Annotated in this window: 19 protein-coding genes; 8 read left to right on the top strand and 11 right to left on the bottom strand. The window is 64.4% G+C overall.

Translation table 11 applies throughout. The features are described 5' to 3' along the window. Window positions 1-196 precede the first annotated feature (196 nt). From alaS to C484_RS15695, 3 genes are all read left to right on the top strand, one after another. Entirely contained in the window at window positions 197-2,977 is a 2,781-nt protein-coding gene (alaS, locus tag C484_RS15705; RefSeq protein WP_006826883.1) for an alanine--tRNA ligase, read from the top strand. Window positions 2,978-3,196: 219 nt separating this feature from the next. Further along, entirely contained in the window at window positions 3,197-4,000 is an 804-nt protein-coding gene (locus tag C484_RS15700) for an alpha/beta fold hydrolase (protein WP_006826882.1), read from the top strand. A gap of 24 nt (window positions 4,001-4,024) precedes the next feature. Further along, entirely contained in the window at window positions 4,025-5,446 is a 1,422-nt protein-coding gene (locus C484_RS15695) for an AMP-binding protein (protein ID WP_006826881.1), read from the top strand. Between the two features lie 16 nt (window positions 5,447-5,462). On the opposite strand, the gene C484_RS15690 is transcribed toward C484_RS15695, so the two are convergent. Together C484_RS15690 and C484_RS15685 are read right to left on the bottom strand one after the other, a co-directional pair. Further along, the gene (locus tag C484_RS15690; RefSeq protein WP_006826880.1) at window positions 5,463-5,972 is read right to left on the bottom strand and encodes an HPP family protein; all 510 of its coding nucleotides are present in this window, start codon (window positions 5,970-5,972) and stop codon (window positions 5,463-5,465) included. 95 nt (window positions 5,973-6,067) lie between these two features. After that, on the bottom strand, window positions 6,068-6,514 hold the full coding sequence (locus tag C484_RS15685; RefSeq protein WP_006826879.1) for a universal stress protein: 447 nt from the start codon (window positions 6,512-6,514) through the stop codon (window positions 6,068-6,070). A 180-nt stretch (window positions 6,515-6,694) separates the two neighbouring features. On the opposite strand from C484_RS15685, the gene C484_RS15680 reads away from it, so the two are divergent. Together C484_RS15680 and C484_RS15675 are read left to right on the top strand one after the other, a co-directional pair. Further along, the gene (locus C484_RS15680) at window positions 6,695-7,099 is read left to right on the top strand and encodes a hypothetical protein (protein WP_006826878.1); all 405 of its coding nucleotides are present in this window, start codon (window positions 6,695-6,697) and stop codon (window positions 7,097-7,099) included. A 4-nt stretch (window positions 7,100-7,103) separates the two neighbouring features. Continuing rightward, entirely contained in the window at window positions 7,104-7,331 is a 228-nt protein-coding gene (locus C484_RS15675; protein ID WP_006110786.1) for a helix-turn-helix transcriptional regulator, read from the top strand. 117 nt (window positions 7,332-7,448) lie between these two features. On the opposite strand, the gene C484_RS15670 is transcribed toward C484_RS15675, so the two are convergent. The 3 genes from C484_RS15670 to C484_RS23730 all read right to left on the bottom strand — a co-directional run bounded on the left by C484_RS15670 (window position 7,449) and on the right by C484_RS23730 (window position 9,329). Then, complete coding sequence (locus C484_RS15670) at window positions 7,449-8,609, bottom strand: DUF7118 family protein (RefSeq protein WP_006826877.1); 1,161 nt, start codon at window positions 8,607-8,609, stop codon at window positions 7,449-7,451. 9 nt (window positions 8,610-8,618) lie between these two features. Beyond that, window positions 8,619-9,032: a phosphoribosyl-AMP cyclohydrolase gene (hisI, locus tag C484_RS15665; protein WP_006826876.1), complete on the bottom strand. Its 414-nt coding sequence runs from the start codon at window positions 9,030-9,032 to the stop codon at window positions 8,619-8,621. A gap of 126 nt (window positions 9,033-9,158) precedes the next feature. Then, window positions 9,159-9,329, bottom strand: a complete 171-nt coding sequence (locus C484_RS23730) for a hypothetical protein (RefSeq protein WP_169332879.1) — start codon at window positions 9,327-9,329, stop codon at window positions 9,159-9,161. Between the two features lie 451 nt (window positions 9,330-9,780). Here C484_RS23730 and C484_RS15660 point away from each other — a divergent pair, with 451 nt between their 5' ends. Continuing rightward, window positions 9,781-10,737 carry a hypothetical protein gene (locus tag C484_RS15660; RefSeq protein WP_006826875.1) on the top strand — a complete coding sequence of 319 codons (957 nt, stop codon included), beginning with the start codon at window positions 9,781-9,783 and terminating at the stop codon, window positions 10,735-10,737. A gap of 88 nt (window positions 10,738-10,825) precedes the next feature. On the opposite strand, the gene serA is transcribed toward C484_RS15660, so the two are convergent. The 5 genes from serA to C484_RS15635 are packed head-to-tail and all read right to left on the bottom strand — an operon-like array spanning window position 10,826 to window position 18,053. Further along, window positions 10,826-12,412, bottom strand: a complete 1,587-nt coding sequence (gene serA / locus C484_RS15655) for a phosphoglycerate dehydrogenase (RefSeq protein WP_006826874.1) — start codon at window positions 12,410-12,412, stop codon at window positions 10,826-10,828. 59 nt (window positions 12,413-12,471) lie between these two features. After that, the gene (locus tag C484_RS15650) at window positions 12,472-14,634 is read right to left on the bottom strand and encodes a dipeptide ABC transporter ATP-binding protein (RefSeq protein ID WP_006826873.1); all 2,163 of its coding nucleotides are present in this window, start codon (window positions 14,632-14,634) and stop codon (window positions 12,472-12,474) included. Between the two features lie 2 nt (window positions 14,635-14,636). Then, a complete protein-coding gene (gene nikC, locus C484_RS15645; RefSeq protein WP_049915563.1) occupies window positions 14,637-15,545 on the bottom strand; it encodes a nickel transporter permease in 909 nt (302 codons plus the stop codon). 5 nt (window positions 15,546-15,550) lie between these two features. Next, window positions 15,551-16,501 carry a nickel ABC transporter permease gene (gene nikB, locus C484_RS15640; RefSeq protein WP_006826871.1) on the bottom strand — a complete coding sequence of 317 codons (951 nt, stop codon included), beginning with the start codon at window positions 16,499-16,501 and terminating at the stop codon, window positions 15,551-15,553. A 1-nt stretch (window position 16,502) separates the two neighbouring features. Then, window positions 16,503-18,053: an ABC transporter substrate-binding protein gene (locus tag C484_RS15635; protein ID WP_006826870.1), complete on the bottom strand. Its 1,551-nt coding sequence runs from the start codon at window positions 18,051-18,053 to the stop codon at window positions 16,503-16,505. A gap of 357 nt (window positions 18,054-18,410) precedes the next feature. On the opposite strand from C484_RS15635, the gene serB reads away from it, so the two are divergent. Beyond that, on the top strand, window positions 18,411-19,055 hold the full coding sequence (gene serB, locus C484_RS15630) for a phosphoserine phosphatase SerB (protein ID WP_006826869.1): 645 nt from the start codon (window positions 18,411-18,413) through the stop codon (window positions 19,053-19,055). 96 nt (window positions 19,056-19,151) lie between these two features. After that, window positions 19,152-19,541: a hypothetical protein gene (locus C484_RS15625; RefSeq protein WP_006826868.1), complete on the top strand. Its 390-nt coding sequence runs from the start codon at window positions 19,152-19,154 to the stop codon at window positions 19,539-19,541. A 109-nt stretch (window positions 19,542-19,650) separates the two neighbouring features. Here the strand turns inward: C484_RS15625 and C484_RS15620 are convergent, their stop codons facing one another. Next, entirely contained in the window at window positions 19,651-20,682 is a 1,032-nt protein-coding gene (locus tag C484_RS15620) for a hypothetical protein (RefSeq protein ID WP_006826867.1), read from the bottom strand. Window positions 20,683-20,844 lie beyond the last annotated feature (162 nt).

Genomic DNA, 20,844 nt, shown 5'->3' with positions numbered 1-20,844 from the left:
TATCAGATCCACGTGCCGTCGACTATTCGGGAACGTGCTCTCTCCGGATAATTTATCTCACTATGACTTATTTGTACTCGACATAACTAATAACTGAACAGTCTCGGATTCTTACGAACCGGCAGACGGCAAGGCGATTCTCGCACAATGAACGTTGCGGAACTGTTTTACGCCCTGCATGGCCAACACGTGTATAATGAGTGCACTTGAGGAGGAGTATCGTCTCGAGTATTTCGAGACGGAGGGATTCGTCCGCAAGGAGTGTCCCTCCTGTGGTGCGCACTTCTGGACGCGCGACCACGACCGGGAAACCTGCGGGGAACCGCCCTGCGAGGAGTACGACTTCATCGACAATCCCGGCTTCGATGAGGCTTACAACCTCACGGAAATGCGCGAGGCGTTCCTCTCGTTCTTCGAAACCCACGACCACGAACGGATCGACCCGTATCCGGTCGCGGCGAACCGCTGGCGAGACGATGTCCTGCTGACCCAGGCGTCGATCTACGACTTCCAACCGCTCGTCACCAGTGGCGAGACGCCGCCGCCGGCGAACCCGCTCACCGTCTCCCAGCCCTGCATCCGGATGCAGGACATCGACAACGTCGGGAAGACTGGCCGCCACACCATGGCCTTCGAAATGATGGCCCACCACGCGTTCAACGCTCGCGAGGATCTGGACGATCCCGACCAGTACGCCTACCAGGGCGAGGTCTACTGGAAGGACCATACCGTCGAACTCTGCGACGAGTTCTTCGACTCGATGGGCGTCGACTTAGAAGAGGTCATCTACATCGAGGATCCGTGGGTCGGCGGCGGCAACGCCGGCCCCGCGATCGAGGTCATCTACCGCGGCGTCGAACTCGCCACGCTGGTCTTCATGTGCATGGAGCAGGACTCGGAGGGCGAGTTCGAGATGAAAGACGGGAACCGCTACTCCTACATGGACACCTACATCGTCGACACCGGCTATGGCCTGGAACGGTGGACCTGGGTGTCCCAGGGAACCCCGACGGTCTACGAGGCCGTCTACCCCGACATGATCGAGTTCCTAAAGGACAACGCGGGGATCGACCACTCCGACGACGAGGAGGCGCTCATCCACCGCGCCGCCAAACTCGCGGGCCACATGGACATCGACGAGGCCGAGGACATGGAAACCGCCCGCGGCGACATCGCGGCCGAACTCGACGTCGACGCCGGCGAACTCGAGGACCTGATGGAACCCCTCGAGGACATCTACGCCATCGCCGACCACTCCCGCACCCTCGCGTACATGCTCGGTGACGGCATCGTCCCCTCGAACGTCGGCACCGGCTACCTCGCCCGGATGGTTCTCCGGCGCACCAAGCGCCTCTGTGACACCGTCGGCGTCGACGCGCCGCTCGATGAACTCGTCGACATGCAGGCCGAGCGCCTGGAGTACGAGAACCGCGACACCATCCGCGACATCGTCCGCACCGAGGTCGAGAAGTACCGCGAGACCTTAGAACGCGGCGGCCGCCGCGTCGAGAGCCTCGCCGAGGAGTACGCCAAGAAGGGCGAGCCGATTCCCACCGAGGAACTGATCGAACTCTACGATTCCCACGGCATCCAGCCGGACATGGTCGAGGAGATCGCCGCAGAGGCCGGTGCCGAGGTCGCCGTCCCCGACGACTTCTACAGTCTCGTCGCCAAACGCCATGATACCCCCGAGACGGTCGAGGAGGCGGCCGACGAGGAAGATGAGCGCTTCGCGGACCTCCCCGAGACGGAACGACTCTACTACGACGACCAGCAGCGAACCCAGTTCGAGGCCGTCGTCCTCGACGTCTTCGAACGCGAGGACGGCTACGATGTCGTCCTCGACCAGACGATGTTCTACCCCGAAGGGGGCGGTCAGCCCGCCGACAAGGGGACGCTCTCGACCGACGACGCGACCGTCGACGTCCGCGACGTACAGATCGAAGACGGCGTCATCCTCCACCGCACCGACGAGCGACTCGGCAAGGGCGAGTTCGTCAACGGCCAACTCGACGCCGGCCGTCGCCGCCAACTCATGCGCCACCACACGGCGACGCACATCATCATCCACTCCGCGCGCGAGGTCCTCGGCGAGCACGTCCGCCAGGCCGGTGCCCAGAAGGGCGTCGACTCCTCGCGGATCGACCTGCGCCACTACGACCGCATCTCTCGCGACGACGTCAAGGCGATCGAACGCATCGCGAACGAACTCGTGATGGACAACACGTCGGTCTCCCAGGAGTGGCCCGACCGCCACGACGCCGAATCCGAATACGGCTTCGACCTCTACCAGGGCGGCATCCCGCCGGGCGAGCAGATCCGGCTCATCCACGTCGCCGACGACGTGCAGGCCTGCGGCGGCACGCACGTCGACCGAACCGGCGACATCGGCGCGATCAAGATCCTGACCACCGAGCGCGTGCAAGACGGCGTCGAGCGGATCACCTTCGCAGCAGGCGAGGCCGCACTCGAGGCGACCCAGGCTAACGAGGACGCCCTCTACGAGGCCGCCGAGACGCTCGACGTCTCCCCCGAGGACGTTCCCGACACTGCTGAGCGGTTCTTCGAGGAGTGGAAGGATCGAGGCAAGCAGATCGACGACCTGACGGAACAGCTCGCGGCCGCCCGCGCCGGCGGCGGTGGCGGCGGCGACAAGTTCGAGGTCGGCGATCGGACGGCCGTCGTCGACCGACTCGATACCGACGTGGACGAACTGCGCGCGACCGCGAACGCCATCGCCGAGGAGGGGAGTATCGCCGTCCTCGGCAGCGGCGAAAGCGGTGCCCAGTTCGTCGTCGCGGTTCCGGACGACGTCGCCGTCAACGCCGGCGAGGTCGTTGGTGAACTCGCCGCGAAGGTCGGCGGCGGCGGCGGCGGTCCGGCAGACTTCGCCCAGGGCGGCGGGCCGAACGTTGCGGATCTGGATGCGGCGCTTGCGGATGCGCCGGACGTATTGCGGCAGGTCCTGGACGCGTAACGAGATCACTCGGGTCTTCTCTGTTCGTCGATTGGCTTCGCTCGAACGACTGCGACCTGCTATTGACGATCCTCGCAGTCGATCGACTGCATGGATCCGGTCGGTCGTCGGTGGCCATACGCTATTCGTCTCGACGACACGTATCAATCTGCTTCTATTTCGCCGCCGTTTTCACTCGAAATCGCCGCTTTCACTCTCGTGCGTCGTCTTGCAGTAGCTATGCCGACCGCATCGAACGGGAGCGTCTCGCTGTACTACCACCGCGAGGGCGATACCGCGGGCGACACCCCCGTCGTCTTCGTCCCCGAGGCCGGCCTCGGCGGCTGGCTCTGGGGGTGGCAACACGCCGCGCTCACCGGCCCCTTCGAAACCGTCGTCTGGGACCTCCGGGGAACCGGTCGCTCGGACGCCCCGCCGGCTCCGTACGCCATGTCCGAACTCGTCGCCGATCTCGAGGCGGTCCTCGCGGAGTGTGATATCCACAATGCCCACCTCGTCGGCTGCGGACTCGGCGGCGCGATCGCGCTCGCGGCGGCCCGAACCACGAATCGCGTCGCGACGCTCTCGCTGTTCGGCACCGCGGCTCGCGGCGACGAGTTCAGTCTCGATGCCCTGTTCGCGCCGCCGACCGATCGCGAGGCGATCCGTGACTCGCTGGAGGCGGCCCTCTCGGACGAGTTCAGAGCCGCCCAACCCGATGCGGTCGAGGGGATCGTCGACTGGCGGGCCGACGGCGACGCCGACCGGGCGGGTTGGGAGGCACAGCGTGCGGCCCTCGGCGAGTTCGACGCGACGGAGTGGCTCGTCGAGGTGACACAGCCGACGCGGGTGTTCCACGGGAGCGAGGACGACCTCGTCGCGCCCACGGCCGGACGCGAACTCGCCCGGGGAGTGCCGCGGGGCGAGTTCACCGAACTCGAGGGGGCGGGCCACCTCGCGTTCGTCGAGCGCTCGCGAGACGCGAACGATCTGTTGCTCGGATTTCTGGAATCGCAGGCGGACTCGCCGGCGGACGGGTTGTAAGCGGCCGGCGACGCACTGCGGACGATGCTCGTGCTTGCGAATGACCCCTCTCGTATTACGGCTGCAAGCGTTGTTCCTGCTCTCGTGACCCTTTCGCTCTCGCGACGGGCCGAACGCTTTCCCGACCGAACGGCCGTCGTCGACATCTCGGAGGAACGGCTGTACGCGCCCGCCGAGACGATCAGCGAGGAGCGGCTCACCTACGGCGATCTCTCGACGCTCGCCGACTGGGCGGGTGCCCGGCTCTCGGGGCTCGATATTGGCCCCGGCGATACCGTCTGTCTGGTCTCGCGCAACCGCGTGCTCTCGCTTGCGCTCCTCTTTGCCTGCCGCCGACTCGGCGCGACGCTCGCCCCGATCTCGCACCTCCTGACGCCGGTGACCGTCGAACGCCCCTTCGACGCGATCGATCCCGAACTCGTCGTCGCGGAGCCGGCTCAGCGCGATCTGGTCCGCTCGATTCCGTTCGATCAGTCGGTGACGCTAGAAGAACTGACGACCGTCTCCCCCGAGGCGGACTGGCGGGACGAATCCGACGCGTCGAACCCGCTGTTGTGCTTGCACGGTGACGGCGGCCAGCCGGTTGCCGCGTTCTCCGCGCGGACGCTCGAGTGGAACTGCATCACGGCGCTCGTGACGTGGGGGATCACGCAGGACGACGTAGCACCGCTCGTCGCGCCGCTGTCGACGCCGGACGGGCTGCTTCGGCTCGCGCTTCCCCTCCTCTATGCCGGCGGTCAACTGCTGCTCGATCGAGCGTTCGATCCTGGCGACGCGCTGACGGCGATCGCGGCCGAGAACGCGACGCTGCTGGCGGGACGCACGCCGGCGCTCCGGGATCTCGCGGCCGAACCGGCGTTCGACGACGCGATCGGATCGATCGAGCGAGTGATCGCAGATGCGACGGTCGAAGACGACGTTCTCGAGCCCTACCGCGAGGTCTCCGGTACTGCTCCCGGAACTGAGAACGGGAATGGAAACGGGAACGGGAACAAAAGTGAGCGCAGGAACACGAACGCGAGTGGAATCGCCGTTTCGCGGGCCTACGGTCGCCTCGAATGTCCGACCGTTCTCGCGCAGTCGGTCGAGCGCAACCGGGAGACGCCAGACGGCGAGCGAGCGGACGCCCAGTCCGTCCCAGGCGCGGTCGGCCGACCGGTGCTCGACTGCCGCGTGCGACTGGTCGACGACGGCGACACCGAACTCGTGGGAGCGGGGACCGGCCGGTTGCAGGTGACGGGACCGATCGTCGCCGACGAACGCGCGCCGCCCGTCGGTAGCGAAAGTAAGGCGGATACGAGAGCGGAGACGGAACGGGAGCACGAGACGGCGGAATCCGACGCGACGGATGCGGACCCGTCGGCCGCCGGTCAGTTCGTCGACGGCTGGTTCGACACCGGCCAACTGTTCGCCCGCGACGAGGACGGACGCTACGCCCGCCGCTGAACGCGGGAGTGCGTCCTCACGACCGGAGCCGCTTTTCGTATCGCGCACCCGCGCGTTCGGTCGCGAGGAGGAGTTGGTGTGCGACGACGAGAACGACGACGGTGAGCGCGATCAATACCCCCTCGAAGACGGTCGAGAGGAGGCCGAGCGAAACGATCAGCGTCGTCGCGCACGCGGGCGGATGGCGGGTATCGGTTGCGAGCATCCCGCCCGCCGTGAGCATCGTCGCGAGGACGGCACTCCCCGCGAGGCGAAGCCCCTCGATCGACCCCGGCGGCGGTGAACTCGTCATCGAGACGCCGGTCGCGAGCAGGTGATACGCCAGTAATCCGGCGGCGACGCCGATCGCGTGCCCGCCGATCACCCGCCGCGGCGAGGTGGCGTCGCTGTCCTGAAAGAGTGCGAGGACGAACGCCGACGGACCGAGACTCGGGAACAACATTGGCAGTCCAGATATCCACGCAATCACGGCGGTCGTCAGGATAAGCAGGCCGGTGTGTAGCGTCGTCCCCGTCCTGTCGTCCATACGTCTCGATTGGGCTGTGCCGTGGAAAACCCGCCGATTTTCGGCGGTCCGTCGTCTCTCAGGTCGTCACTTGCCTGTTAGACGCCGTCCGTTCGTCACTCGTCAGTCTCTCCTCCCGGAACGACCGTCACCGGAACCGTCGACCGACGGGCAACCCCTTCCGCGATACTCCCGAGCAACATCCGGGAAACACCCGATCGCCCCTCGCTTCCCATGACGATCTGATCGACGCCCTCCTCGCGAGCGAACTCGAGGATCGCTGCTGCCGACGTACCCTCGACGACGGCCGTTTCGACGCTCCGGTCGTATTCTGCAGCCATCGATCGGACAGTCGCAAAGAACTCGGGCTCGAACTCGTCGCTCTCGTTGCCCTCGTTGACGGCGGCAGTGGCGGCCGACGGCTCGCCGCCATAGCCGGCCTCGAGTTCATCGACGGCGTGCAAAACCGTGAGTTCGTCCTCGGGGAATATCGAGAGCGCGTGCTCGAGGGCTGCGCGAGCCGGTTCGGAGTCGTCCATCGGAACGAGCAGGTGGCGAGTCATGGCCGACGCTACGCGACCGACGGTGAAAACTCCGTGCTCGGCCGTCGATTCTGCCCACCTTTGGTGGTCTCGTCCGGGGTCGATCCACTGACAGAAATCCGACTAGTGGATAGTTTCATATGGGTGTAAAACATCCTTTACTGTAAAGGGAGCTTTCCACCGTTCCCGCCGAGACCACCCATGACCGCACTCCCAACTTCCGAGTTCAGTTCCCGGACGTACCGTAGAGCGTCGAACGCGAGTTACATCGTCGGCATCGCCGCGCTCCTCCTCGGGCTCGCCGTCGGCGAGGCGCTGATCGGCACCGTCGTCTACGTCGCCGCATTCGTTGTCGGTGTCACGATCCCGCGAGCGTCACCGCAGCCGGTCTACGACGAACGCGACGAGGCGCTGGCCGCTCGCACGAGCGACCTCGTCCTGACGGCGATCGGATTCGGCGGCTTCGCCGTCTTCGTCTCGCTGTGGACGCTCGAACTCCTCGGGCGGTTTACCTGGAGTTCGGAGCTCCTCTCCGTCTTCTGGGCGTGGTGTGCGTTCTGGTTGCTCTGGGGCGGTACGTACACGTACGTCCGGTTCCGAGCGTAACAGTATGCAAAACGACCTCCGGGCCCGCCGCGAACGGGCCGACCTGAGCCAGGGCGACCTCGCCGCGGCCGTCGACGTCACCCGGCAGACGATCAACGCGATCGAACGCGAGCGCTACGACCCCTCGCTCGAACTCGCGTTCGAACTCGCCGCGTACTTCGACTGCCCGATCGAGGACATTTTCGAGCCGGGTGAACTCGCGGCGGAAAACGGGACGAGTCCTGACGACTGATCGATGCTCGATGCTCGATGCTCACTTCTCGCTTCTCGATGATCGATCTCCGATACTCACTGCTCACTAAGCGAGACTGTGTTTCAAACCCCGTCACAGCCGCAGTCTCGAACCGCGTTACACCGGATCGTCGACCTCGAGTGCGGCCTCGAGCGCGGCCTGCTCCTCTCGTAGCGCCTCGAGTTCAGCGTCGAGTGCGCCGCTTGCGAGCTGCTCGCGCTCGTCGGGCGTGAGCCGAACGACCGCCTGAGCGGCCGTCTGGAGGCGGTCGTACTCGTCCTCGAAGGTGCACTCGCGGACCGCTCGGAGTCGATCGACCGTCTCCTCGTCGGCGACGCGGGCGACGAACGGGCGATACTCCCGGACTCGGCGTCGGAGCGCGCCGGCGGGACCGGGCGGCCACTCGACGGTCAGCGGCTCGGCGTCGATTCCGTCGAGATAGGTCTGCTGGGTCGCAACCCGACGTTTGAGCACGTCCGCGCTCTCGACGTAGTGCTCGAGTTTCGACCGCGAGTAGTCGGCGAATTCGAGCAGTTCCGGAATCGTGTCCTCGCCGTCGGCGCTCTCTTCGACGTACTCGCGCAGGTCTGCGGGCGGCTGTCTGAACTCGACGAAGGGGTACCACTGACTTCGTTGGAGGAGGGTGAAGACATCGCGAGCCGACGTCTCGTGTAGATACGCCGAGAACGCCTCGCGGACCGCCTCGTTGTAGTGCTCGATCGGGTCTCGCAACCGCTCGACCGGAGCATCGAGATCGGCGGTCCCGAGTTCAACGAGTCGTTTGCGCTCGCCGATCTCGTCGTCGAGTTCGCGGCGGCGCTTGGCGGCGACGGTTCGGGCGTCGTCGAGGGCCTCGCGGGCGGCTTCGCGTTCGTCGAGCAGGTCGGCGTACTGGGCGGCGGGTTCGAGTGCGTCGTGTGCGCGTTCGAAGTCGCTTTCGCTGAGACGGCGTTTGTCGATCGCGTCGAGTGCGTCGTCGAACGCCGCGCGCGCTTTCAGGTCGTCGGGGAGGCTTTCGACCAGCGTCGAGAACTGGCCCTCGAGTTCGACGTAGGCTTGGAAGTTCTCGCGGCCGGTCCCGGTGGCTCGGTCGACGTACTCGGTCAGGAGTTCGTCCGCGTTGCGGTAGGCTTCGGCGGCCTCGGTGACGGCGTCGCTGCCGTGGTCCTCGATGCGCCGATTTGCCTGCTCGAGCCGTTCTCTGGCCGCTTCGAGTGCTTCGAGGGGCGTGGGTGTCTCGTCGCCGACGTCGGCGGTGGGGTGGACGCGTTCACTCATTCGCCCGTGTTAGCCCTCGGTTTCGGTCGTTTCCTCGCCGTCTGCGTCCGCGTCGTAGACGGTATCCGGGTCGAACACCCGTTCGCCGACGACATCGCCCTCGATGGTCCGGTAGAAACACGAGCGGTAGCCGGTGTGGCACGCGCCGCCGTCCTGCTCGACCAGATAGAGGAGAGTATCGGCGTCGCAGTCGACGCGTACCTCCCGTACAGTCTGGACGTGACCGCTCGTTGCCCCTTTCTCCCAGAGTTCGTCTCGGCTGCGCGAGTAGTAGTGTGCGCGGCCGGTTTCCCGCGTGCGATCGAGCGCTTCCTGGGAGACGTACGCGAGCATGAGTACGTCGCCCGTTTCGGCGTCCTGTGCGACGGCGGGAACGAGTCCGTCGTCGTCGAACTCGACCGCGATGTCGGCATCGTCCTTCATAAGTGATGGGTTGGCCGTTGGGGCGATAGGTCTTTTGCCGCTACCGATCGGACATCGTGCACGCGAGTACTGGATACCCGAACCCGTTCGGTACCAACTGGCTGTGGATACTGTGGATGCGACCGGCTACTCGAACTCGAGACCGGCGGGCGGAAACTGACAGCCACACGGGGTCGAAACGGCCTTGGAGGGGCTGTGAACGGTTACGCGGGTGATCGACCCGCCGCACACCGGACAGGCAGACAGTGAGAGGACGTTCGGCCGCTCACCGTCATCGGGTGGATCGTGATCACCCATTGAACTCACCTCGATCCTTCGCAGCTGTTGGCCGTATTTCTCTTATTCTTGTCAGATTCAAACCCGGCGGATGCCACTGATTCTCCCGCATATTCGTCAATCTGTCGGGACGTTTATATCCCGGTAGAATGAACCAGGTCATGGCTTCGAAGTGGTGCAAACTTGGAAGCCACGTCTCGGGTGGGCCTAGCACCCGGGACATTTCCGCTTGCGCGGTTGTCCCCACTCCGGAGTGTGGCTTCCGGTCTAATTGTTGATCTATAGCGGCTTATACCTACTGTTACCCGCTCGGAACGTCGCTCGGCGCGGACTGCGCCCGATGTGCGGTCCGCGTTCGCGCCCCACCAGCGCCTGCAGCGCTACGAGACACCTTAACATTACGGACGTTCTCACGCGGATAGACAGTCACGAGTCATTATCCGTCTGCCCGTAATTGACGCCTACCAGAGACATGGCATCTTCAACGGTCACGCGCCGCGGCGTCATCGGGCTTCTCGCAGTCGGACTGGCGGGCTGTATGGGCAGTAACGACTCCGACGATACCGGAAACGACAATCAAGATGACGGGAACAGTACTGACGGCAACGGCGAACAGGACGGCCTCGACCGGGACATCCCAGACCGCGACATCGACGCTAATTGGGACGAGGCCGCCGCCTTCCGAACGTGGCTGACCGACGCAGACCCGTTCAACGGCGGTAACCGGCGCTTCGACTACACCGAATCGTTCCCCGAGGACACTGATTTCTCCTCCGTCTTCCCGGACTACTTCGGCGTCTCCGCCGACACCGTCGATGCACACCTGATCCAGTCGCTCACGCAGGTCTTCTTCGGCTCGTTCGACAAGCAGGCCATCGTCGACGGCGTCGAGGGCGACGACGAGTACGAGTTCGTCGAGGAGTACGCGGACTTCGCCGTCATCGACGGCGCGATTCCGAACTCGTCGGGACGGCGCGACATCGCGGTGAGCAACGAGACCATCGTCGTCGGGCCGGATTACGAGGAGCGGATCGACGCCCACAACGGCGAGCACGACCGCCTCGAAGATGTCGACCAGGAGTTCACGCACCTCTTCAGACAACTTCCACACGAGACGACCGTTACCGGCGAATACAACGCTCCAGCGGGCGATGCAGTCACGCTCGACGAAATATACATCTGGGGCGTCTCCAGCGAGACGCCGATGGCGGATACCATGACCTGGGTCTTCATCCTCGAGCCGGACACCGACCTGACCGACGAGGTCGTGGCTGAACTCGAGGGAATTACGAGCGACGTTCACGAGAGCAGCGTCGAGGGGCGGACGGTGACGATCACGGGGTCGGCACCGGAACCGCCGGAGACGCCGGAGCAGTCGCCGTCGGCGAAACAGGATCAGGACCAGGACCAGGAAACGCAGTCAGAATAACGTTCAACGATCGACGGAGCAGCGATTCGAATACAAACGCCGGCTATCGAGTGTAACGCGGCTTAGATCTGGCCGCTCAGCGTCAGGCTCAGTTCTGGCCGTTCAGCGTAATGTAGTCGACGCCGATGATTCGCCCATCCTCGTTGAGTTCGTCCTTCGCCGCGTCGGGAACCTGGCTGTCGACGTTGTACACCGTCAGGGCCTCGCTGCCGTGGGCTTCGCGGGCGTTGAACATGCCGGCGATGTTGACCCCGTGTTTGCCCATGACGGAACCGATTAGGCCGATAACGCCCGGTTCGTCCGTGTTGCGCGTGACGACCATCTTTCCGTGCGGGATGGCGTCGACCCGGTAGCCGTCGACGCGGACGATCCGCGGGTCGTCGCCGGCGAAGAGCGTTCCGTCGACGGAGATTTCGTCCTCGTCGTTACCGACCGTTACGGAGATCAAGCTCTGGAAGTCCGCGGCCTGGTGGGTTTTCGATTCGGTTACGTCGACGCCGCGATCCTCGGCGACCTGGGGCGCGTTAACCGCGTTGACCTGCCACTCGAGCGGTTCGAAGACGCCCTTCAGCGCCGACGCCGTGACGAACTCGATGTCCTCGTCGGTGATCTCGCCCTCGTAGGTGACTTCGACGGTTTCGATGCGGCCGTCGAGCAACTGGGCGGCGACCTTGCCGGCGGTCTCAGCGATTTCGATGTACGGTTCGACGCGGGGGAACGCGCTCTCGTCGATCGAAGGGGCGTTGAGCGCGTTCGCGACCGGCTCCTCGGAGAGGGCTGCGTTGACCTGTTCGGCCGTCGAGGTCGCGACGTTCTCCTGGGCGGCCTCGGTCGAAGCACCCAGGTGGGGCGTGACGATAACGTCGTCGTGTTCGAGCAGCGGCGACTCGGCGGGCAGCGGTTCCTCCGCGAACACGTCAAGCGCTGCTCCGGCGAGCGTTCCGTCTTCGACCTTCGCGGCGAGTGCGTCCTCCTGGATGATGCCGCCGCGGCCGACGTTGATGACGTACCCGCCGTCGAGCAGATCGAGTTCAGCCTCGCCGATCATGCCTTCGGTTTCGGGGGTCAGCGGCGTGTGGATGGTGAGGAAGTCGGCGCGCTCGAGGCAGTCTTCGAACTCGACGAGTTCGGCGCCGAGGCGGTCGGCGCGTTCCTCGGAGATGTAGGGGTCGAAGGCGACGATGTCCATGCCGAGCGAGTCGAGTTTTTTGGCGACTTCCTGACCGACGCGGCCGAGGCCGACGACGCCGAGGGTTTTGCCGTCGAGTTCGGCGCCGAGGTACTCGCTTTTTGCCCACTCGCCGTCCGTGAGGCGGATGTGGGCCTGGGGGATCGAGCGGGCGGCGGCGAAGGTCATGGCGACGGTGTGCTCTGCGGCGGCGCGAACGTTGCCTTCCGGTGCGTTTGCGACGATGACGCCGTGGTCGGTTGCGGCGTCGATGTCGATGTTGTCGACGCCGATGCCGGCGCGGCCGACGATGACGAGGTCGTCGTTTGCGTCGAGGACCTCTTCGGTCACCTCGGTCCCGGAGCGAACGATGAGTCCGTTGGCGTTCGAGACCGCTTCGAGAAGGGACTCGCCCTCGAGTTCGTAGCCCGTTTCGACCTCGTGGCCGGCGTCTCTGAGTACGTCAAGACCCGCATCCGCGATGGGGTCCGTGACGAGCACGTTCATGCGCGAGACAATCGGGCGGAGCAGGTAAACCCTTCCGTTGTCGACACGGGTGGCAAAAACTACCGCGTCGGTCGGTCGAGAGAGCTACTGACGCCGTCGGACGCGGACGGTCTGACACCGGCTGTCTCCTCGGGCGAAAGCGATGGAATCGAGGCGAGCAATGTCTTCGTGTACGGGTGTGTCGGCTGATCGAACCCCCGGTCGACGGGGCCGATCTCCACCAATTCGCCGCGGGACATTACCGCGACGCGATCCACGACGTGTTCGACGACGGCCAGGTCGTGGGAGATCAATAGGTATGTCAGTCCGAACTCGGCTTGCAGTTTCGAGAGGAGGTTGAGGATGCGGGCCTGAATGGACACGTCGAGTGCGGAAACCGGTTCGTCAAGGACGACCAGCGTCGGATCGGGAGTGATCGCACGTGCGATCGCAACGCGTTGGACCTGTCCGCCGGAGAGTTCGTGCGGATAGCTCCTTGCGCGATGCTCCGAGAGCCCGACCCGATCGAGAACTGTCCGGACGCGCTCTCTGCGACGGTCCGTCGACCATCCCCGACTGCGCAACGGTTCGGCGACGAGTTGCTCGACGGTCAGTCGCGGGTTGAGACTCGACCGCGGGTTCTGAAACACGACGCCGACATCGGCGAGCGTCTCGGCCGAGCGGCTCTCGACGCCCCCTACTGGGTCCCCGCCGAACCGAATCTCGCCGGCCGTCGGCGTCTCCAGCCCGGTGACGAGTTCGGCGAGCGTCGTTTTCCCGCAGCCGGTTTCGCCGACGAGGCCGAGCGTCTCTCCCGCGCGTATCTCGAGGTCGACATCGGCGACTGCACGTCGCGTAGCGGTGGCTCCGAACAGGCGATCGATGAGCCCGTTCGCCGTCGCGTACTGCTTCGTGACGCCCTCGAGTTCGACGAGCGGCTCCCGGTCGCCGTCGGCCGTCGATTCCGGTCGCGTTTTCTCTCTTGTCGACGAGCGCGCCGTCGATTCTGAACTCGGCGTTTCGGCGGCGGGCGTTTCGGCGGCGGGCGTCGGTTCTCGAGTCGGATCGGACTCGTCCGAAGCGGCGGTGACGGTGATCCCGGGTCGGTTGTAGGGGGCCGCTGGCCGGCTATCGTCGACATCGTAACAAGTCGCAGTGCCGCGGCCGTCTCCGAGATCGATCGTCGGTACGTCGCCGTGTCGGCAGTCGTCGGTCGCACGTTCACACCGCGGCGCGAACGGACATCCGGAACGGTCGTCGGTCGGGTCGGGGACTGCTCCCTCGATCGTCGGCAACCGTTCGTTGCGGTCGACGCGCTGTGGGAGACAGTCGAGCAACGCCCGGGTATAGGGATGGCTCGGATCGCGGAGAACGCGTCCTGCGGGTCCGGTTTCGACTACCTGCCCTGCATACATGACGACGACTCGGTCACAGAGTTCGGCGACGACGCTGAGATCGTGCGTGATCAGGAGCAGTGCCATCCCGCGGGTGTCGTTGAGGTGGCGAAATCGATCGAGAAGTTGTGCCTGCGTGGTTGCATCGACCGCGGTCGTGGGTTCGTCGGCGATGAGCAAGTCGGGGTCCGATGCGAGTGCGAGTGCGATCGCGACGCGCTGGATCTGGCCGCCGGAGAGTTCGTGCGGATAGTCGTCGACGCGCTCTTCGGGGCTGGCGATGCCGACCTGATCCAGGAGATCGGCCGCGTGTTCGCGGCGCTCGTGCCAGTCGGCGCGGCTGCTGAACAGGGGTGCGTGAAGGTAATCGAGCAGACGCTGTGAGTCGGGGTGGTCGTGGACCTTGGTCGATTCGGCGATCTGTTCACCGATATCGAGGACGGGGTTGAGCGTCTCCATCGAGTTCTGGAACACCATCGAAACGGTATCTCCGCGGAGTCGGCGGAGCTGTCGCTCGCTCGCGGCGGTCACGTCAGTACCGTCGAGTTCGATGGAGCCGCGGACGGCCGCCTCCGGTGGGTCGAGTCCGATGATCGAACGAGCGGTGACGGACTTGCCACAGCCGCTTTCGCCGACAAGGCCGACGATTTCGCCGTCGGCAATGCCGAAGGAGACGCCATCGACGGCCCGAACGGGTTCGTCGGGGGACGGAAACTGGACCCGGAGGCCCTCGACGGTGAGGAGATCGGTTGTCGACTCGGCTGTACAGGCAGTGTGGGTTGTGTCGTCGGTATCGAACGCGGGCGTCGAATGCGTCGACTCCGACGCGGTCTTTCTCGGTTGTTGCATGATCAGGATAGTTTTTCGATCGTTGCATCGCGTTTCGGATCAAGCACGTCCCGAAGGCCGTCGCCGAGGAGGGTGAATCCGAGCACGGTGAGCATGATCGCGACGCCGGGAACGTTCGCGATCCACCAGGCGCTCCGGAGGTGGTGACGGCCGTCCGAAAGCATCGTCCCCCACTCGGCGGTCGGCGGCTGTGCGCCGAGGCCGATGAACGAGAGGCCGGCGGTGCCGAGGATGACCGTTCCCATGTTCAGCGTCGCGAGGACGACGACGGGACCGGCGACGGTCGGGAGGAGGTGTCGCGTCGCGATCCGAAACCGGGAGACGTTCAGCAGCCGCGCCGCTCGGACGAAGTTGCGCTCTTTCGTCGTGAGGACGGTTCCGCGAACGAGACGAGCGTAGGACGCCCATCCTACGAGCGCGAGTGCGAGCATCACGTTCCGCAGGCTCGGACCGAGAATCCCGGCGATTACGAGCGCGAGAACGAGTCCCGGAAACGCGAGTTGCACGTCCACCAGTCGCATCAAGAACTCGTCGGTCCAGCCGCCGGCGTAGCCCGCGAGCAGGCCGATCGTCGTCCCAAGAGTCAGTCTGATTCCGGTGACGGCGACGGCGATACTGAGCGAGAGCCGCGCACCGTGGAGGAGTCGCGAGAGCACGTCCCGGCCGAGCTGGTCGGTTCCGAGCGGGTGCGCCAGCGAAGGATGCTGTAGCCTGTTCGTCAGCTGCTGTGTCGTCGGGTCGTACGGTGCGATGAACGGGCCGACGGCCGCGGCGACCGCGATCGCGACGACGAGTGCGAGCCCGACAACGTTGAGCGGATTCGCACAGAACGCAGCCACCTTGCGGGAGGTTCGGAGGGCCCGGTAACGACGGCGAACGGTGGTTCCGACCGACCCGAGCACGCCGCTCACGCCGCTCACGCCGTCTCACCTCCCAGTTCCACCCGCGGATCGAGGTACCGGTAGCTGAGGTCGACGAGCACGTTTGTTCCGACGAAGATACCCGCCGTGACGAGCGTGATCCCCTGCACGACCGGATAGTTTCGTTCGAACACCGCGTCGACGAGTAACATTCCGAGTCCCGGCCGCTGGAAAACGATTTCGACGACGACGGCCCCGTTGAGAAGCGATCCGAGTTGGACACCGAGAATCGTCACCACGGGAACGAGCGCGTTCCGCAGCGCGTGCTTGTAGAGGACGATCCGCTTGCGCAGCCCTTTCGAGCGTGCGGTATCGACGTACGCCTCATCCAGCACCTCGAGCATCGAACTCCTGATGAGTCGCGTCAGCACGGCGGCCATCCCGGTACCGAGCGTGATCGCGGGCAGGACGAGCTGGCCGTAACTGCCTGCGCCTGCGACCGGGAGGAACCCAAGGGTCAACGCGAACACGAGGATGAGTAGATAGCCGAGCCAGAAGTTCGGCATCGAGACGCCGACCAGCGCGCCGAGCTGACTCGCGTAGTCGATCGCCGAGCCGCGGTGGACGGCGCTCAAGACGCCGGTCGGGATCGCAATCGCGAGCGCGACGAGCAGCGAGGCGACGGCGAGTTCGATCGTCAGCGGGAGCGCGTCGACGATGAGCGTCGACACCGCCGTATCGCTGTAGTAGGAGGTGCCCAGATCGCCCCGGAGTACGTCGGTTACCCAGTTCACGTATTGGACCGGAATCGGGTCGTCCATGCCGTGGGTCGCCCGAAACGACTCGATTTCGGCCGCGGAGGGCTGGCGGTCGAGTTGCTGGGTAAGGATCACCTCGGCTGGATCGCCGGGCGTGAGAAAGAGCAGCCCGTAGGTGACGACCGAAACGCCGAGGAGGACGATGATCGACGTTCCAAGCCGGTGGAGGAGGTACGTGGCGTCGTCCATGTTATGCTGTCCGTGTCAGGTCGCCCCATTGGGCGAACTTGTCGATCGGGTGCAGGTCGAGCCCATCGATGGAGGCGTCTGCGGCGACGACGTATTCTTCGTAGAAGAGGGGAATGACAACCGCTGCATCCATAATCGCACGCTGTGCGGCGATGTAGGACTCGCGGGTTTCCGTTGCATCGTAGGACTGGAATCCCGTTTCGATCAGGTCATCGACCTCCCCGCCGAGATTGTACAGTCCCGTTCCCTCGGCTTCGTACAGGTCTTTGTTCTCGATGCCCATCGTGTGGAAGTTTTCCCACATGATGTAGTCCGCCGCCGGGCTGTTCGACTGGGATTCGCCGAGTTTGAGATGGAACTCGCCGCGATCGGTGCGGTCCTGTAGCGACGCTTTCTCGAGCACTTCGATATCGAGGCTGACCCCGATCGACTTGAACGCTTTTTGTAGGATCTGGACGAGCGTCCGGCCGTCGTCCATATCGGTTTCGACGAGGCAGGTGAGCGCCTCGCCGTCGTAAGATGATTGCGAGACGAGTTCGCGCGCCGTGTCTCGATCCCGGTCATAGCGCGGTAGCGATTCGTCTGCAGCCCAGTCGATGACCGTCGAGATCGGTCCGTGTGCGGGTTCGCCGATGCCTTCGAGGACGGTGTCGACGATTTCCGACTGGGAAACCGCGTAGTTGAGCGCTCGCCGTAGATCGGTGTCGTCGGTCGGCGCTCGGTGAATGTTGATCGAGACGAATCGAGAGCCGGAGGACTGCTGAGTTTCGATCCGGATGTCGTCGCGATCGCGGAATCCGGAAATACGGCTCGTTGCGGGTTCGTAGACGAGGTCGACCTCGCCGGCCTCGAGCAGGTCGGTTCGCGTCGTCGCGTCCTCGGCGGCCCGGAACGCGAGTTCAGTCGGGGCTGGCTCGCCGCCCCAGTAGTCCGGAAAGCGTTCGACGCGGAGCTGCTGGCCCTGATCCATTTTCGCGAGTTCGAACGGCCCGGTGCCGATGATGTCGCCGGCCCGGCGGTCGGCCTCGGGGGGCTGGATGTCGATCATGTTGTGTGCGATCGTGCCGGGGAAGCCAGGGAAGGGGTCGGTCGTCTCGAACGCGACAGTGTAGTCGTCGATGCGGTCGACGCCTCCGGGTTCGACGTGGAGCCAGCCGTGGACGAAGTCGCCGCGCTCGGTGAGGATGTCCTCCTCGAAGGAATGAACGACATCGTCAGCGGTCAGTTCCGCGCCGTTGTGAAACGACACGCCTTCGCGGAGTTCGAACACCCAGGTGGTCTCGTCGGTTGCGGTCCAGTCGGTAGCGAGCCACGGCTGGGGCTGCATATCCTCGGTTCCCCAGACGAGCGGTTCGACGACGCGCGTCCAGTAGGGAGTCATCCCGCCCCAGTTATCCCAGGAGTCGCCGGCTCCGGTCGGATCCGAACCGGGAACGATCGTGAACGCGGTTTCGGTATCGCCCAACTCGGTTTCGGCACAGCCGGCGAGACCGGCGAATCCAACGCCACCAACGCTGGAGAGGAGGTGTCGTCGTGAGAGGTCTGCAGTCATTGTCTTCGTCTCTATTCGGATGGTCCTCGTCGGGAAATCCGGAACAGTTGGGGAATATCGCCGTGTGGTCGTGAGGGGTCGGCGCTACTGTCGGTTTCCGTCTGGTTGTGAACGTCGGGTCTCGGGTCGATTTCGCGCATTATACAATCTAAGTTTGTGTATTGAAAGTGCACTTGTGAATGTTCTGGTTTGGTTCTCGACACCTGACGTGACTCGATTGGGGCGTGTTCTACCGCCCGGGACGGGGCGTTTCGGTGCCTCTTTCGATGGGACTCCGCAGGTGGCCGGTTTCCAACACTGCGTCAAACCTGCCCGAAACCTGAACTGGTTTATCCGACCGGCCACAATCGGCGGGCAATGACAGTCGTCGCTTTCGACTTCGACGGGACGCTCTCGGATTCGGAGATGACGGTGCTCCTCGGCGAGCGCCGGAGCGTCGCCGACGAGATGGCCGAAATCACGGATCGCGCGATGAACGACGAAATCGGGTACGCGACGAGTCTCCGCGAGCGAGCCGCCCTGCTTGAGGGGCTCTCGGAGGCCGACGCGACCGCCGCCTTCGACCAGGTCGAACTCCGACCGGGGGCGGCCGATCTCATCGAGACGCTGAACGAGGCCGGCGTGACGACGGCGATTCTCACCGGTGGCTTCGAACGCGGCGTCGCGGCCGCACTGGAGCGCGAGGGCGTAACCGTCGATCACATCGTCTCGAATCGCTTGCCGGTAACCGAAGCCGAACTGACCGGCGAGGTCGACGGTCCGCTGATCGAGGGCACCAAGGACGATGCGCTCGCTGAACTCGCGGAGACGGTCGGCGTCTCGCTCGCGGGCACCGTTGCGGTCGGCGACGGCGCGAACGACTTACCGATGCTCGAGGCTGCGTCGCTCGCGATCGGATTCGAGCCGAAACCGGCCGTTGAACCGCACTGCGATGTTACCGTCTCCTCGATGGCGGCCGTCGAAGAGACGCTGGTTTCGGAGGCCGTTCTCGACCGTTCCTAGTTCGGATCTGGTACCTCGATTCAGCACGAATGTCGGTTGTAACTGCTTATTTCCCGATCGAGAGAGTTTTAACTCACAATCGAGTAAGCGTGTTTGATGATGTGGCAAGACTTCGTCTTCATGATCGGAAGCGGCCTCTCTATCGTCTTTCTCGGGCCGACGCTGTTGAACCCGAGTTCACGAGTGCCCCTCGGGACGAGCATTCCGTCGATGACGATCGGGTACGTCTACTCGGCGACGTTCCTGACGCTCGGGATGACGTTCTCGGCGATGGGATCGTTCACGGCGGGAACGATGTGGGCCTTGATTACGATGATTCGATCGCCGCCTGCACGGCGGTTCATGCGAGCGACCGGCCTCGACCTGCTCGGGAGTGACCTGCGACGGTGGGCTGCTCGACGACGGCCGAGTTACAGCGTCATCGATCAGTACGCGCAGGCCGATCCGGGACGCAGGCAACACGGACAGCGTAACGCAGCCGATTAAAAGCGAGTTGCAGGCCGGTACTGTTCGGTAACCGCTGCTTTCACGTTCGATAGCAGCGGGAACGGTACTGTTCTCTCTTTTTCTGTTTCTCTTTCTCGCTCGAACTGACTTACAGGTCGTTCGATTCGATCAACTCGACGAGTTCGTCGATGTCGTTCCAGTACGAGACGTCGACGGTCGTGCCATCCTGTTCGACCTCGATCTCGCGGAGGGTGTCCTTGAGATCGTCGTTCGTCGTGGAGCCGCTGAACATCGAAATCGCGCCGTCGACCACGTCTTTCACGTCGAGTGCGTCGTCCTCGCTGTCGGCGTGGATTCCCATCTCGATGCCGGCCTCGCCGCCGTCCGTGTCGTAGACGCCGGTGATGACGCTGACGTTCTGGAAGGCGCTGACATCGACGTTGGGGGTCATCGGATCGTTTTCCGGAACCGACCCGTCGGGAAGCGACATCGCCAGGGTCACATGTCCGTCCCGCGTTTCGTCGTAGGCCTCCCGCACGTCGCCGGAGACCGGGTCTGCATCGCCGTATTCGACCTCGAGCGCTCCGCGAACGGGTGCTTTTGGTCCGAAGACGAACCGGCCGTCACCGAGGTCGCCGACGTACTGCGGCGCTCCGTACTCGGGGTCTTCAGCCGGTTCGTAGAGGACGCCCTCGCCCTCGAACTCGGTCTGCTCGTACTCCGTCTCGTCTTCCTCCTCGATCGCACTGATGACGGCATCGGTTTCCCAGTCGCTGTAGACGATGATGCCGCCGCTTTCGTCGACGGGACCCTCCTCGGTGTTTGCAAACAGCAGGAACTGATTCGCCTCGCGGATGTCGAGTCCCGTTTCGTTCTCGAACTCGCTGACGACGTCTCCCTGATCGTCGACCGCCTTCTCGTCTTCCACGGAGGCGAACGCGTCGACCAGTTGCTGGTTGTCCTCGTCGCTCAACACGTCCGCGTCCACGTGCAAGAGCATGTTGCTGCCCGCAGGCGCGTGCTCGGCGGGTTCGCCGTCACCGCCGCCGAGGACGCCGAGACAACCGGCCGTCAGTACGAGCACGGCGACGACGCCAAAGAGGGCGAGCCGTTTCGATAGCAACCGTCTGCGCTTCTCACTACCGTTTCCGCGGTCGCTCCGCGATCCGCTGTTAGTCATGTACGAATACACCAGCGAACGTGATATATAAAAAAGCCTAGTTTCGAACCGTCTATCCACGTTCTCGTCGCTTGTTCCTCGAACGGCATTCGACGGTACCGTCTCCTCGCTAGAACGGACCCCCGACGCATAGGTAGTTGTGAAAATATAAACACATATTAG

Source organism: Natrialba taiwanensis DSM 12281 (assembly GCF_000337595.1).
Lineage (GTDB): Archaea > Halobacteriota > Halobacteria > Halobacteriales > Natrialbaceae > Natrialba > Natrialba taiwanensis.
The sequence above is the reverse complement of the archived record's forward strand: the minus strand, read 5'-3'. Positions and strand labels throughout refer to the sequence as shown.

Excerpts from the sequence above, each read along its gene's own strand:
- C484_RS15620 (WP_006826867.1), bottom strand. The coding sequence starts at position 20,682 with ATGACTAACAGCGGATCGCGGAGCGACCGCGGAAACGGTAGTGAGAAG.
- C484_RS15685 (WP_006826879.1), bottom strand. The coding sequence starts at position 6,514 with ATGACTCGCCACCTGCTCGTTCCGATGGACGACTCCGAACCGGCTCGC.
- C484_RS15695 (WP_006826881.1), top strand. The coding sequence starts at position 4,025 with ATGCTCGTGCTTGCGAATGACCCCTCTCGTATTACGGCTGCAAGCGTT.
- serA (WP_006826874.1), bottom strand. The coding sequence starts at position 12,412 with ATGAACGTGCTCGTCACGGACCCCATCGCGGATGCGGGTCTTGACGTA.
- C484_RS15675 (WP_006110786.1), top strand. The coding sequence starts at position 7,104 with ATGCAAAACGACCTCCGGGCCCGCCGCGAACGGGCCGACCTGAGCCAG.
- C484_RS15690 (WP_006826880.1), bottom strand. The coding sequence starts at position 5,972 with ATGGACGACAGGACGGGGACGACGCTACACACCGGCCTGCTTATCCTG.
- C484_RS15660 (WP_006826875.1), top strand. The coding sequence starts at position 9,781 with ATGGCATCTTCAACGGTCACGCGCCGCGGCGTCATCGGGCTTCTCGCA.
- hisI (WP_006826876.1), bottom strand. The coding sequence starts at position 9,032 with ATGAAGGACGATGCCGACATCGCGGTCGAGTTCGACGACGACGGACTC.
- C484_RS15635 (WP_006826870.1), bottom strand. The coding sequence starts at position 18,053 with ATGACTGCAGACCTCTCACGACGACACCTCCTCTCCAGCGTTGGTGGC.
- serB (WP_006826869.1), top strand. The coding sequence starts at position 18,411 with ATGACAGTCGTCGCTTTCGACTTCGACGGGACGCTCTCGGATTCGGAG.
- C484_RS15700 (WP_006826882.1), top strand. The coding sequence starts at position 3,197 with ATGCCGACCGCATCGAACGGGAGCGTCTCGCTGTACTACCACCGCGAG.
- C484_RS15650 (WP_006826873.1), bottom strand. The coding sequence starts at position 14,634 with ATGCAACAACCGAGAAAGACCGCGTCGGAGTCGACGCATTCGACGCCC.
- C484_RS15625 (WP_006826868.1), top strand. The coding sequence starts at position 19,152 with ATGATGTGGCAAGACTTCGTCTTCATGATCGGAAGCGGCCTCTCTATC.
- C484_RS15680 (WP_006826878.1), top strand. The coding sequence starts at position 6,695 with ATGACCGCACTCCCAACTTCCGAGTTCAGTTCCCGGACGTACCGTAGA.
- alaS (WP_006826883.1), top strand. The coding sequence starts at position 197 with ATGAGTGCACTTGAGGAGGAGTATCGTCTCGAGTATTTCGAGACGGAG.
- nikB (WP_006826871.1), bottom strand. The coding sequence starts at position 16,501 with ATGGACGACGCCACGTACCTCCTCCACCGGCTTGGAACGTCGATCATC.
- C484_RS15670 (WP_006826877.1), bottom strand. The coding sequence starts at position 8,609 with ATGAGTGAACGCGTCCACCCCACCGCCGACGTCGGCGACGAGACACCC.
- C484_RS23730 (WP_169332879.1), bottom strand. The coding sequence starts at position 9,329 with ATGGGTGATCACGATCCACCCGATGACGGTGAGCGGCCGAACGTCCTC.